This is a genomic window from Micromonospora sp. NPDC049139, assembly GCF_055586845.1.
The window spans coordinates 90,630-103,808 of record NZ_JBVJHK010000006.1; the positions used below are offsets into that span (position 1 = coordinate 90,630).

Annotated in this window: 12 protein-coding genes; 7 read left to right on the top strand and 5 right to left on the bottom strand. The window is 74.5% G+C overall.

The genetic code is table 11. The features are described from left to right. Positions 1–111: 111 nt before the first annotated feature. Genes ACZ6Q9_RS13680 through ACZ6Q9_RS13690 form a run of 3 tightly spaced genes read right to left on the bottom strand, consistent with a single transcriptional unit; the run spans position 112 to position 4,308 of the window. A complete protein-coding gene (locus ACZ6Q9_RS13680; protein ID WP_007072219.1) occupies positions 112–780 on the bottom strand; it encodes a response regulator transcription factor in 669 nt (222 codons plus the stop codon). A 7-nt stretch (positions 781–787) separates the two neighbouring features. After that, positions 788–2,482, bottom strand: coding sequence for a sensor histidine kinase (locus ACZ6Q9_RS13685; protein ID WP_393262876.1), 1,695 nt, complete (start codon positions 2,480–2,482; stop codon positions 788–790). A gap of 14 nt (positions 2,483–2,496) precedes the next feature. Then, entirely contained in the window at positions 2,497–4,308 is a 1,812-nt protein-coding gene (locus ACZ6Q9_RS13690; protein WP_393262873.1) for an AMP-dependent synthetase/ligase, read from the bottom strand. Positions 4,309–4,499: 191 nt separating this feature from the next. Between ACZ6Q9_RS13690 and ACZ6Q9_RS13695 the strand changes: the two genes are divergently transcribed. The 6 genes from ACZ6Q9_RS13695 to ACZ6Q9_RS13720 all read left to right on the top strand — a co-directional run bounded on the left by ACZ6Q9_RS13695 (position 4,500) and on the right by ACZ6Q9_RS13720 (position 9,706). Beyond that, complete coding sequence (locus ACZ6Q9_RS13695) at positions 4,500–4,955, top strand: SRPBCC family protein (protein ID WP_396827492.1); 456 nt, start codon at positions 4,500–4,502, stop codon at positions 4,953–4,955. 31 nt (positions 4,956–4,986) lie between these two features. Then, positions 4,987–5,631: a hypothetical protein gene (locus ACZ6Q9_RS13700; protein ID WP_393454560.1), complete on the top strand. Its 645-nt coding sequence runs from the start codon at positions 4,987–4,989 to the stop codon at positions 5,629–5,631. Between the two features lie 76 nt (positions 5,632–5,707). After that, positions 5,708–6,655 (top strand): ROK family glucokinase, encoded by a 948-nt coding sequence (locus ACZ6Q9_RS13705; RefSeq protein ID WP_393262865.1) that lies wholly within the window; start codon positions 5,708–5,710, stop codon positions 6,653–6,655. An 8-nt stretch (positions 6,656–6,663) separates the two neighbouring features. After that, positions 6,664–7,371, top strand: a complete 708-nt coding sequence (locus tag ACZ6Q9_RS13710; protein WP_357693155.1) for an endonuclease/exonuclease/phosphatase family protein — start codon at positions 6,664–6,666, stop codon at positions 7,369–7,371. 92 nt (positions 7,372–7,463) lie between these two features. Then, positions 7,464–8,873 carry a flavin-containing monooxygenase gene (locus ACZ6Q9_RS13715; protein ID WP_393454563.1) on the top strand — a complete coding sequence of 470 codons (1,410 nt, stop codon included), beginning with the start codon at positions 7,464–7,466 and terminating at the stop codon, positions 8,871–8,873. An 8-nt stretch (positions 8,874–8,881) separates the two neighbouring features. Then, entirely contained in the window at positions 8,882–9,706 is an 825-nt protein-coding gene (locus tag ACZ6Q9_RS13720) for an alpha/beta hydrolase (RefSeq protein WP_393263307.1), read from the top strand. Positions 9,707–9,754: 48 nt separating this feature from the next. On the opposite strand, the gene ACZ6Q9_RS13725 is transcribed toward ACZ6Q9_RS13720, so the two are convergent. Together ACZ6Q9_RS13725 and ACZ6Q9_RS13730 are read right to left on the bottom strand one after the other, a co-directional pair. Then, positions 9,755–11,173 carry an alpha,alpha-trehalose-phosphate synthase (UDP-forming) gene (locus ACZ6Q9_RS13725; protein ID WP_393262862.1) on the bottom strand — a complete coding sequence of 473 codons (1,419 nt, stop codon included), beginning with the start codon at positions 11,171–11,173 and terminating at the stop codon, positions 9,755–9,757. A gap of 179 nt (positions 11,174–11,352) precedes the next feature. Beyond that, positions 11,353–12,198 carry a DUF308 domain-containing protein gene (locus tag ACZ6Q9_RS13730; RefSeq protein ID WP_393262861.1) on the bottom strand — a complete coding sequence of 282 codons (846 nt, stop codon included), beginning with the start codon at positions 12,196–12,198 and terminating at the stop codon, positions 11,353–11,355. 257 nt (positions 12,199–12,455) lie between these two features. Here ACZ6Q9_RS13730 and ACZ6Q9_RS13735 point away from each other — a divergent pair, with 257 nt between their 5' ends. Next, on the top strand, positions 12,456–13,163 hold the full coding sequence (locus ACZ6Q9_RS13735) for a lysophospholipid acyltransferase family protein (protein WP_393454565.1): 708 nt from the start codon (positions 12,456–12,458) through the stop codon (positions 13,161–13,163). The last annotated feature ends 16 nt before the right edge of the window (positions 13,164–13,179 follow it).

The following is a 13,179-nucleotide window of genomic DNA, read 5'->3' on the forward strand; positions in this document are numbered from 1 at the left end:
CATAGCGCGCCGCCCCGCAAGGTGACGACGTCGGTCGATGCGCCGACAGGCCCGCGCCGGCGGGCGCGGGCCTGTCGGTGGTGCGTCACCGGGCTCCCCGGAGGGAACCGTTCAGAACTTCGGGGCGTCCGGAGCCTCGAGCAGGCCCAGCCGCAGCGCGGTCATCAGCGCCTGCGCCCGGTTGGCCGCGCCCAGCTTCTCGTAGAGCTTCGAGATGTGGGTCTTGGCGGTGGACTCGCTGACGAAGAGCTGCTTGGCGATGCCCGCCACGCTCATCCCGTCGGCGAGCAGCCGCAGCACCTGGCCCTCGCGGGGGGACAACTGCGGCCCGGACGGGGCCAGCCGGCGCTTCATCGCCTCGGCCAGGTCGGCGGCGGTGAAGGCGCTGGGGGAGGAGGCGGCGTGCCGGGCGGCGGCGACGACCTCGTCGGCCGGCGCGGTCTTGGGCACGAAGGCGCTCGCCCCGGCCTCCAGGGCACCGAAGAGCTGGTCGTCGCCGGCGTACATGGTGAGCACGACGATGCCCATCGAGGCGCTCGACTTGCGCAGCGCCCGGGTGGCCTCCAGGCCGCTGCCGTCGGGCAGCCGCAGGTCCATGATCACCACATCCGGCTGCAGCGCACCGGCCTGGCGTACGCCCTCCGCCGCCGTGGCGGCCTCGCCGACGACCTCGAACTGCCGGTCACGCTCGAACGCGTGCCGCAGGCCCTTGCGGATCAGGTCGTGATCGTCGACAAGGAGGACCTTGGTACGGGTCGCCGGTGTCGGACTTGTGGTCATCCTCGGGTTACTCCCCTTCTGCTGCCGCTACGCTACCGCGCACGTTATCGCGCCGGGGCGACGAGCCGAGCACCACCGCGACGGTCGTGCCGCTCGGTTGCCGCGGCCTGATCTCCAACCGGCCCCGGATACGTTCCGCCCTCTCGGCCATGATCGCAAGACCGTAGTGCCCGTCCGAGCGCTGGTCAGCAATCCCCTGACCGTCATCCGACACTTCGATCTGGGCGTACGGGGGGTCGACCTCGCAGGTGACCCACAGATTCGCGGCTCCGGCGTGCTTGCGCGCGTTGGTGACCGCCTCCTGGGCGATGCGCAGCAACTCGGCCTCGGTGGCGGCCGGCAGCCGGGCGGTGGACTCGTCCAGGGACAGGTGGACCCGCAGTCCGCCGGAGGCGCCGACGGTGCGGGCGTACTCGGCGATCGCGGCGGCCAGCCCGCCGTGCCGGTCGACCTCGCTGCGCAGCTCGAACAGGCTCAGCCGCAGCTCGGTGATCACCCGGGTCACCTCGTGGCGCAGCGCGCGCAGGCTCTCGGCGGTCTCCTCGGTGTCGTCGTGCACGGTGGCGAGGGCGTTGTCGATGCCGTAGCCGACCATCACCAGTTCCTGTGCCACCCCGTCGTGGATCTCCCGGGCCAGCCGCTGCCGCTCCTCGTTGGTGGCCAGCGAGCGGACCTCGTCGAAGAGCAGCGCCGCCTCCAGCCGGAGCGCGGCCGGGCGGGTCAGCCCGGTCACCCGGGACACCACCCCGGCCGGGTACGCCTGCGCCGCGTCCGCCTCCAGCACCACCAGGCCGACCGTGCGCACCCCGGCCACCAGCGGCACGATCAGCGCGGAGACCTCGCCGCCCCGGTGCGACCGGGCCTGCGAGCGGGCGGCGGTGTGCGGCTGCTGGCTGGCCCACGCGTCGGCGATCGCCGAATCCGCGTCCAGCGTCGTCTCCCAGTCCACCCGGTCCACGCCCACCTGGGCAAGCACCACGAGCCGGCCGCCGCCGCTGGCCGACAGCACCGCCGCCCGGTCCGCCCGCGCCACCGCGCGCAGCTCCTCGAGCAGGTGCTCGGAGATGCCGCCCGGGTCGAGGGTGGCCCCGGGCAGCTGCCGCGCCACCGTGCGCAGCTGGGTGAGCAGCCGGGTCGCCTCGGCGTACGGCTGGGGTTTGCCATCGTTGCGGACCTGCATCAGCCGGTGCAGGGTGCCGGCCGCGTAGAGGCCGAGCCCGGCCAGGATCAGCCACTGGGCGCAGACCGCGAGGTAGCCGAGCTGGCCGATCTGCCGGCCGCCGTCGACCCCGGTGAGCGCGCCGGCCACCAGCAGGGTCGCCGCGGTGACCGCCAGCAGGGCGGCGCCCTCGGCGAACCGGCGGCGCAGCGCGGTGACGGTCACCGGGACCGCCAGGTAGGGCAGCACCGCGGAGGCGCCCAGCCCGCCGACGTCCCCCCCGATGGTCGCGACGGCGGCGACCTGGCTCGCGGCCAGCCCCAGCACCACCACCTCGGCCACCCGGCTGAGCGGGCCGACCAGCCGGTGCTCGGGCGCCAGCAGCGCGGGCAGCCCGGCGGCGGCGAGCAGCGCCACCCACCAGAGCTGGGTGACGTCGCGCGTGGCGAACACGGTCAGGACGGCGACGAGCGCCAGCATGACCACGCGCGCCGCGGCGGCGAGGGGATGCGGCTGGGGCCGGGTGGGCGTCGAGGCGGGCACGTGACGGATGGTAGTCAGCGCCGGTAGATGTCGGCGATCTCCGCCGCGTACGACTTGTGCACGACCTGGCGCTTGACCTTCAGCGACGGCGTCAGCTCGCCGGTCGCCTCGGTGAAGTCGCGGGGCAGGATCCGGAACACCTTGATCGCCTCGGCCTTGGAGACCGCCTGGTTGGCGGTGTCGATCGCGCTCTGGATCTCCGCCCGCAGCCCCTCGTGCTCGCGTAGCTTCTCGACCGGGGTGTCCGCCGGCAGCCCCGCGGCGGACAGCCACCGCGGCAGCGCCTCCTCGTCGAGGGTGACCAGCGCGGCGATGAACGGCTGCCGGTCGCCGACGACCAGGCACTGGCTGACCAGCGGGTGCGCCCGCACCTGGTCCTCCAGCACGGCCGGGGCGACGTTCTTGCCGCCGGCCGTCACGATGATCTCCTTCTTCCGGCCGGTGATGCTCAGGAAGCCGTCGGCGTCGAGGTGGCCCAGGTCGCCGGTGCGGAACCAGCCGTCCGGGCTGAGCACCTCGGCGGTCGCCTCCTCGTTGCCCCAGTAGCCGCGGAAGACCAGGTCGCCGGAGATCAGGATCTCCCCGTCGTCGTCGATCCGGATCGTCACGCCCGGCAGCGGCCGGCCGACCGAGCCGATCCGGGTGGCGTCGGGCAGGTTCGCGGCGGCGGCGGGGGAGGTCTCGGTCAGGCCGTACCCCTCGCAGACGCTGACGCCGATGCCGCGGAAGAAGTGGCCCAGCCGGGCGCCGAGCGGGGCGCCGCCGGAGATGGCGTCGCGGCACCGGCCGCCGAGCGCCGCCCGCAGCTTGCGGTAGACCAGCCGGTCGAAGAGCGCGTGCTGCACGCGCAGCGCCAGGCCGGGGCCGCCGGCGGTCTCCAGGGCCTCGCTGTACGCGATGGCGACCTGCTCGGCACGGGCGAAGATCCTGCCCTTGCCGTCCGCCTCGGCCTTCTGCTTGGCCCCGTTGTAGACCTTCTCGAACACCCGGGGCACCGAGAGCACGAAGGTGGGGCGGAAGTCCTGCAGCTCGGCGACCAGGTTCCTGGTGTCCGCGCAGTGCCGCATGGTGGCCCGCGCCTGGACCACGCCGATCTGGATCAGCCGGGCGAAGGCGTGCGCCAGCGGGAGGAAGAGCAGGGTCGACGCGCCGGGCCGGAAGAGGTTCGGCAGCACCGGCACCGCGTTGGCGATGTCGGCGTACATGTTCCGGTGGGTGAGGACGCAGCCCTTGGGGCGGCCGGTGGTGCCGCTGGTGTAGATGACGGTGGCGAGGTCGTCGGCGCGCACGGCGGCGCGCCGCCGGTCGATCTCGGCCGGGTCGACCGACGCGCCGGAACGGACCAGGTCGTCCACCGCGCCGAGGTCGATCTGCCAGACGTGCCGCAGCTCGGGCAGCCGGTCCCGCAGGCCCGCGACCAGGGTGGCGTGGGCGTTGCTCTCCACCACGCAGGCCACCGCGCCGGAGTCGGCGAGGATCCACGCGGCCTGCTCGGCGCTGGAGGTCTCGTAGATCGGCACGGTGACCGCGCCGGCCGCCCAGATCGCGTAGTCCAGCAGGGTCCACTCGTAGCGGGTGCGGCTCATCAGGCCGACCCTTTCGCCGGGCCGGACGCCGGCGGCGACCAGGCCCCGGGCCGCCGCGACGACCTCGTCGCGGAACTGCCGGCAGGTGACGTCGGCCCAGGCCGTCCCGCCGTCCGCCGCCCCGCTCGGGCGGACGAACTGGACCGCGTCCGGGGCGACCTCGGCGTTGTCCCAGACCGGATCGGTGAGGTTGGCCGCGTCGCCGACGGTGACGATCGGCGGGACGGAGAACTCGCGCACCTGCACTCCTCGTGCTCACTGGCCGTGCCGGCCACCACCACGGGGCGGCTCTGTCGAAACCTACCCGCCTCGGCGGGCGGGCAGAATAGGCAGGTAGCCCCGGTGCTCCCCGCGTCCGCGCGGGACACGCCCCCGGTGCGGGCGGGGGGCGGCGCGGCGTACGCGCGCCCGGCGCCGGGTAGCCTCCCCCCATGGCGGACTCCTCCACCCAGTCGATCGTCGTCGGCGCGCCACCGGAACGGGTGGCGGCGGTCGTCTGCGACTTCCCGAGCTACCCCGAGTGGACCGAAGCGGTGCGGCGGGCGGAGGTGATCGAGGAGTACGAGGACGGCTACGCCAGCCAGGTCCGGTTCGTCATCGACGCCGGGGTGATGGCCGACGAGTACGTGCTGGCCTACGAGTACGCCGAGGACCTCTCCCGGATCGAGTGGCACCTGGTGGCGCCCTCGAAGATGCAGAAGTCCCAGCGCGGCTCGTACGACCTGGTGGGGAACCAGGACGGCACGACGACGGTGACCTACACCCTTGAGGTCGAGCTCTCGGTCGGGATGCTCGGCATGTTCCGCCGCAAGGCGGAGAAAATGGTCATGGATACCGCGTTGAAGCAGCTCAAGCGCCGGGTAGAAGCACGCGGTGCGGCGCAGTGACGCGTCCGGCGGCAGGGTAGAGGAGCCGACCATGGGTGCAACGGATCCGGGTTCGGCCCGGGAAGAGGCGGAACGGCTGGTCGCCACGCTGCTGGCCGGCGCGCGCCTCGCGACGTCCGGCTCCGGGACGGGCCCGTGGGGTCCGCTCGGTGGGATCGTGTCGGGTGTCCTCGGTCACAGCGCCGCCCCGGATGGGTCGACCGGGGGCCCCGGGGGCGGCTTCGCCACCGGCGGGCCGGAATGCTGCGTCTGCCCGGTCTGTCGGGGCATCGCCGCGTTGCGCGATCCGAGTCCGGAGTTCGCCGAGCGCCTCGCCACGGGCGCCGGCGACCTGGCCGCCGGTGTGGCCAGCCTGCTGCGCGCGTTCGCCCCGCCGGAACCCCCCGCCGACCCGACCGCCGCAGCGGCGTCGACCGCCGAACCGGATGGCGCGGACGACCACGTCTGGCGCGAGGCCACCCGTAGCGGGCATGATTCTCAGCCGGCAGCGGAGCGGGACGTCTGGTCCGCCGCCACCCGGGCGGAGGACGTGGCCGTCCCGGCCGCCGCACCGCCCGTCGACGCCGCCGGGCCGGCCGTCGCGGCGACCGTGCGGACGTCCGCCGACCGTCCCGTGGTGCCCGCGACGCGGGCACCCGGCGACGCAGGCGAGCACCCACCAGGCGACGCGGCCTGACCATCGCACATCCCGATCACGCGCCGGTCGTCCGGCGGCGCGGGCGCGGGCAGCACAGCAGAGGGGAGTGGCAGCGGTGACGCTGACCATCGGAGTCGACGTCGGTGGCACGAAGGTGGCCGGTGGTGTCGTGGACGCCGCCGGCACGGTCCTCGTGCAGGCCCGACGGGACACCCCCGCCGACGACGTCGCCAAGACCCGGGACGTCATCATCGAACTGGTCACCGAGTTGGCCGTCGGGCGGTCGATCGAGGCGGTCGGCATCGGCGCGGCAGGCTGGATCGACGCCGGCCGTTCCACCGTACTGTTCGCCCCGAACCTCGCCTGGCGAGACGAGCCGCTGCGGGACTACGTCAGCGCCGCGACCGGCCTGCCGGTGATCGTGGAGAACGACGCCAACGTCGCGGCCTGGGCGGAGTTCCGCCACGGCGCGGCCCGGGACGCCGACGACTCGATGGTCATGTTCACCATCGGCACCGGCGTCGGCGGCGGCATCGTGCTCGGCGGGGAACTGCTGCGCGGCGCCAACGGCATCGCCGCCGAGCTGGGCCACATGCTCACCGTGCCCGACGGCCACCAGTGCGGCTGCGGCCGGCTCGGCTGCATCGAGCAGTATGCGAGCGGCAGCGCCCTGGTGCGGTTCGCCCGCGCGGCCGCCCGGCAGGAGCCGCACCGCGCCGTGGCCCTGCTGGAGCTGTCCGGCGGCGACGCCGAGGCGATCACCGGGCGCATGGTGACCGCCGCGGCGCAGGGCGGCGACCCGGTCGCCACCGAGTCGTTCGCGCAGGTCGGGCGCTGGCTCGGCACCAGCCTCGCCGACATGGCGCAGATCCTCGACCCGCAGGTCCTCGTCGTCGGCGGCGGCGTGATCGACGCCGGTGACCTGCTGCTCGGCCCGACCCGCCGGTCGTTCACCGACGCGCTCGCCCAGCGCAGCCGGCTTCCGGTGGCCGAGATCCGCCCGGCCGAGCTGGGCAACACCGCCGGCGTCATCGGCGCGGCCGACCTGGCCCGCCGGATCTGAGGCGGGCCGTGACGCAGAGCCCGGGCGTGCCGCTGCGCGTCGTGTCGTACAACATCCACGGTCAGCGGGACGACACGGCCGCGCTGGCGGCGGTGGTCCGCGCCGCCCGGCCGGACGTGGTGGTCGTGCAGGAGGGGCCGCGCCGGTTCCGGTGGCGGCAGAAGTCGGCCGCGCTGGCCGAGTCGTTCGGCCTGGTGGTGGCCGCCGGCGGGCTGCCCGCGCTGGGCAACCTGCTGCTGACCAGCCTGCGGGTGCGGGTGCTGGACACCCGGTGCCGACGCTTCCCGCTCACCCCCGGCCGGCACCTGCGCGGCGCCGCGTACGCCGAGTGCGTGGTCGCCGGTGGCGCCCGGTTCACCGTGGCCGGCTCGCACCTGTCCACCGACCCGGCCGAGCGGCCCGGGCAGGCCGCGCTGTTCAAACGCGACCTCGACGCCGCCACCACGCCGGTGATCGCCGCGGCCGACCTGAACGAGGGGCCGGACGGCCCGGCGTGGGCCACCGTGGCGGGCGGGCTGACCGACGCCGCCGTGGCGATGGACCGGGCCGACCGGCTCACCTACTCGTGCGCGAGCCCCCGGCGGCGGATCGACGCCCTCTTCGTCGACCCGCGCGTCACGGTGGTCGACTACGACGTGGTCGACACCCCGCAGACCCGCCGGGCCAGCGACCACTTCCCGGTCCTCGTCGACCTGCTGCTGCCCGGGGCCGGCTGACCGCGTCCGCGCCCCGGGGCTGGACATCCCGCTCCGTTGTGGAGAGGATGCTGCGCGACCCCGGCCCTCGTGCCGCACAAAAGGAGATCCCGGTGTCCACCTCCACCGATCACGGCCGGCCCGACCCGGAGGCGAGCACGCTCGCCCTGACCCGCGACGGCCGGCCGGTCTCCGACCGGGGCGACACCGTCTGCGTCATCGGCGCGGGGGCCAGCGGGCTCGTCGCCGTCAAGAACCTGAAGGAACACGGGTTCGGCGTCGACTGCTACGAGCGGGAGACCGGCGTCGGCGGGGCCTGGAACTGGCGGCACGACCGCAGCCCGGTGTACGCGAGCACACACCTGATCTCGTCCCGGCCGTTCACCCAGTTCCCCGACTTCCCGATGCCCGACGACTGGCCCGACTACCCGCACCACAGCCAGCTCCTGTCGTATCTGGAGCGGTACGCCGACCACTTCGACCTGCGGGCGCACGTCTGGTTCGGCACGGAGGTCGTCCGGGTGGAGCCGGCCGAGGGCGACCGCTGGGACGTGACCACCCGCAGCACGGGCGGCTACGGCCCGGAGCGCACCTCCCGCTACGCGGCGGTGGTGGTCGCCAACGGGCACAACTGGTCGCCGAAGCTGCCCCGCTACGAGGGGTTGGAGGAGTTCCGGGGCGAGGTCGTGCACGCCTCGTCCTACAAGGACCCGGCGCAGCTACGCGGCAAGCGGGTGCTCGTGGTCGGCGCCGGCAACACCGGCTGCGACATCGCCGTCGAGGCCGCCCAGCAGGCGTCGCGCTGCTGGCACTCCACCCGCCGAGGCTACTGGTACGCCCCGAAGTACGTCCTCGGCCGCCCGGCGGACCAGGTCAACGACGCGCTGCTGGCGCTGCGGGTGCCGCTGCGGGTGCGGCAGTGGCTCTACCACTGGACGCTGCGGCTGACCGTGGGCGACCTGACCCGGTTCGGCCTGCCGAAGCCCGACCACCGGGTGTACGAGACGCACCCGATCGCCAACAGCCAGCTCGTCTACTACGTGGGCCACGGCGGGATCTCCCCGGTGCCGGACGTCGCCCGCTTCCACCCGTACGCCGTGGAGCTGTCCGACGGCCGGGAGATCGACCCGGAGCTGGTCGTCTTCGCCACCGGCTACCTGCCGCGCTTCGAGTTCCTCGACCCCAAGGTGCTCGGCGACGACGCGGGGACGGGCCGGCCCAGGCTCTGGCTCAACGCCTTCGCCCCCGGCCATCCGACGCTCGCCGTCGCCGGGCTGGTGCAGCCGGACTCGGGTGTCTTCCCGCTGTCGCACTGGCAGACGGTGCTCTTCGCCCGGCTGCTGCGGATGCGCCTGACCCGTCCCGACCGGGCGGCGGCCTTCGCCGCCCGGGTGACGGCGAAGGCGGGGGAGCGCTACGCGGGCCCCGTCAAGGACAGCAGCCGGCACTGGTTCGAGGTCGGTCACGCCGACTACCTGCGCGCCGTCCAGCGCGCCCTGCGCGACCTGGAGGGTGCCCGATGAGTGCAGCAGTGAGTCAGCAGGTGCGGGTCATGCGGGGGCGGGAGTGGGCGCGCCCGGTCCGCCCGGTCCGGCGTGAGGTGCTCGGCGTGGCGCCCGAGCTGGAGGAGGGGCGACCGCCGCTGCTGTTCGTGCCGGGCTTCGGGCACGGCGCGTGGGCGTTCGCCGAGCACTGGCTGGGCCACGCCGCGTCCCGGGGCTTCCCGGCGTACGCGCTGAGCCTGCGTGGGCACGGCGGCAGCGGCCCGGCGCCGGAGGCGACGCTGCGGGCGTACGCCCACGACGTGGCGCAGGCGGCGGCGGGCCTGCCGCGCCAGGCGGTGCTGGTGGGGCACGGCGCCGGGGCCCTGGTGGTCGCGCACGCGCTGGCCCGCTACCCGGCCCGGGCGGGCGTGCTGGTCGCGCCGGTGCTCGGCGGCTGGGCGACGTTCGGCGCCGCGCTGCGCCGCAATCCGCTCGGCACGCTGCCGGCGGTGTTCGGCGGGCCGCTGCGCCTGCACCGCCGCCAGCTGTTCAGCCGGGAACTGCCCGAGGCCGAGGCCCGGCGGTACGCGGCCCGGCTGGGGCGGGCGAGCCGACGGGCCCAGTGGCAGCTGCTGACCGGGCGGAACGCGGAGCCCGCGGTGGGCGACCCGCCGGTGCTGGTGCTCGGCAGCCCGGACGACCGGGTGGTTCCGGCGGCGGCGCTGACCCGGGCGGCCCGGCGGTACGGCTCGGCGCCGCTGCTCTTCCCCGGCATGGGGCACGACATGATGCTCGACGCCCGGTGGCGGGAGCCGGTCGACGCGATCCTGGACTGGCTGGCGAAGGACCCCGCCCCGGACAGCCGGCCCTGACTCCGGGCCCTCACTCTGGGCCCTGGCTCCCGGCCCCGGCCTCCGGCGTCAGTCGGCGGCGCCCAGCCGGGTGAGCAGCGAGCCGCTCTCGTCCAGCGCCGAGAGGTAGGAGCGGGCCCAGGCCCGGATGTCGTGCCGGTGCAGGTGCGCCCGCATGGCCCGCATCCGCGCGCCGACGTCGTCGGGGCTCGCCCGCAGCGCCGAGAGCAGCCCCTGCTTGAGCCCCTCCAGGTCGTGCGGGTTGACCAGGTACGCCTGCGGCAGCTCGGCGGCGGCGCCGGCGAACTCGCTGAGCAGCAGGGCGCCCGCGTCGTCGACCCGGGCGGCCACGTACTCCTTGGCGACGAGGTTCATCCCGTCCCGCAGCGGGGTCACCGCCATCACGTCGGCGACCCGGTAGAGGGCGGCCAGCTCGGCGCGGTCGAACGGCTGGGTCAGGTAGTGGATCGCCGGCTCGCCGACCCGGCCGAACTCGCCGTTGATCCGCCCGACCTCGCGTTCCACCCGCTCGCGGAGGATCTGGTACTGCCCGACCCGTTCCCGGCTCGGCACCGCCACCTGCACCAGCACGGTGTCGCGCACCTTGACGTGCCCGGCGGCGAGCAGCTCGCTGTACGCCTTGAGCCGCTGCTCGATGCCCTTGGTGTAGTCCATCCGGTCGACGCTGAGGATCACCTGCTCGGGGCTGCCGAGATCGTGGCGCAGCCGGCGGGCCCGGTCGGCCACGTCGGGCCGGGCGGCGAGCGCGGCCATCTCGACGGTGTCGATGGAGACGGGGAACGCGCCGATCCGGACCACCCGGTCGTCGACGGCGATCCGCCGGTCGGTGGCGGGGACCTGGAGCACCTTGGCCACCAGTTGGGCGAAGTTGTGCGCGGCCTGGGCCCGCTGGAAGCCGACCAGGTCGGCGCCGAGCATGCCGCGCAGCAGCTCGGCGCGGCGGGGGAGCTGCATGAACAGCTCGGGCGGCGGGAACGGCACGTGCAGGAAGAAGCCGATCCGCAGGTCCGGCCGGAGCGCCCGGAGCAGGCCGGGCACCAGTTGGAGGTGGTAGTCCTGCACCCAGACCATCGCGCCGGGCTCGGCCACCTGGGCGGTCGACTCGGCGAACCGCTGGTTGACCCGCTGGTACGCCTCCCACCAGCGCCGGTGGTGCTCCGGTTGCTCCACGGAGTCGTGGTAGAGCGGCCACAGGGTGGCGTTGGCGAAGCCCTCGTAGTGGTCGCGTAGCTCGTCGCCGCTGAGCGGTACGGCGTGCATCCGCACGCCGTCCACGTCGGGCACGGCGGGTGCCGGCCCCGTGCCGCCGGCCCAGCCCACCCAGGTCGCCGGGGTGTGCCGCAGCAGGGGGTGCAGGGCGCTGACCAGGCCGCCGGGGCTGCGGCGCCACTCGCACGCGCCGTCCGGGGCCGCGCCGTCGTCGATGGGTAGGCGGTTGGCGACCACCACGAGGGAACTCTGTCGCATATCGGGCATTCCGATCCGCAGAGGAGTGACCGCCGCAAGGGAGGAACAACCGGGCAGTCAGTGAGGGAAGTGACGGACAGCGGTATTCCTGCTGACAGTAAGTTACACCACTGTCACGACCGTGGCGTGGGCGGCGGTCGTCCCGGCATGCGGGCGCGAGTCCCGCCCGGCCGGGGCGGTCAGACGACCGCGCCGTCGTCCGGGTCGTGGTCCTCGTCGCCGCCGGGGCGCAGCCGCCAGATCAACGCGACGAAGCCGGCGAGGATGCCGGTGAAGCCGAACAGGTTGACGACCGAGGGGTCGGCCACCGGGAAGATCGACGGGAACAGGAACAGCACGAAGCCGACCACGATCGCCAGGACGCCGACCACCGTGTACTTGGAGAAGCGCGGCAGGGGCGGGGGCGGCGGCGGGGTGTAGCGCTCGTCGTCCGCCTCGTCGTCGGGCAGGTCCGCGCCGAAGGTGTCCAGCCCGTCCAGCAGCGAGGGCTCGTCCTGGCGGCCCCGGCCGACGGAGATCCCCGAGACGTCCGCGGCGTACGGCAGCCGGCGCACGTCGGTGGCGGTCGGCCCCGCGGGCTCGTCCGGCGCGGCGAGGGTCACCGGGCCCGTGGCGGGCCCCGGCGGGTCGTCCACGTCCTCCGCGGCGGGCCACGGGTTGTCGCCCGGTGCGGGGGTGGTGTGGAAACCGGCGACGATCCGGGCCCACTCGGCGTCGATGTCCGGCTCCGCGTCGCGGGACCGGTCGGTGGCCGTCTCGTCGGCGAGCTGGGTCAGGTAGTCCCGCGCGGTGGTCAGGTGCGACCGGTCGACGTAGAGCCGGTCGACGGGGCGGGCGGGGACGGTGGTGGTGCGGGTGACCGGGTTCAGGTCGGCCGAGGGTTGGAGGTAGGCCGCGATCCCGCCGGCGGCGAGGACGTCGAGCAGGTGCTCGCCGACGCGCGGATCCACGTCGCCGGCGACGGCGTACTCGCTCGCGTCGAGCCCGTTGTCCCGCCGTCCCCGGCGGGCCCCACCCGCTGACACCGGACATCCTCCTCATCACGCGCCCGCGGCGCGGTCGCCTGAGCCCCCTCGGCGCCGCCCCGGGCGCCGTGCCTTGAATCGTGACACGTCGGGACCCGGTTCCGGGAGTGCGTTGTGGCGTGCCGCTCCCGGTTCGTAGGCTCATCCCTGACGTCGCCTGCCCGCCGGGAGCGCCCGCGTGGGTCGTCGGGCCCGCCCGGCGACCCGGTCCGCCCCGGCGGCGCGGGTGTCGCGACCCCTCCGGAAGAAGGACACCGGTGCTGTACTGGCTGATGAAGTACATCATCCTCGGCCCGTGGCTGAGGCTGATCTTCCGCCCACAGGTCGAGGGGCTGCACCACGTGCCCGACACGGGTCCGGTGATCCTCGCCAGCAACCACCTGTCGTTCTCCGACTCGATCTTCACGCCGTTGATCGTCAAGCGAAAAGTGACATTCATCGCCAAAGCCGAATACTTCACCGGCAAGGGCATCAAGGGCTGGCTGACGAAGATGTTCTTCGTCGGCTCCGGCACCATCCCCGTCGACCGCTCCGGCGGCCGGGCGGCCAGGGCGGCGCTGGACACCCAGCTGCAGGTGCTGCGCGCCGGCGGCATCGCCGGCATCTACCCCGAGGGCACCCGCTCGCCCGACGGGCGGCTCTACCGCGGCAAGACCGGGGTGGCCCGGTTGGCCCTGGAGAGCGGCGCCCCGGTGATCCCGATGGCGATGCTCAACGCCGACGAGATCCAGCCGCCCGGCAAGCTGATCCCCAAGATCGCCCGGGTGCGGATCCGGTTCGGCGCGCCGCTCGACTTCTCGCGCTACGCGGGCATGACCGGTGACCGGTTCGTCGAGCGCGCGGTCACCGACGAGATCATGTACGAGCTGATGGAGCTCTCCGGCCGCGAGTACGTCGACATGTACGCCCAGAAGCTGAAGACCCAGCCGGCCGACCCCACCCCCCGGGAACCGGTCGCCGCCTGACGCGCACGCGCCGCGC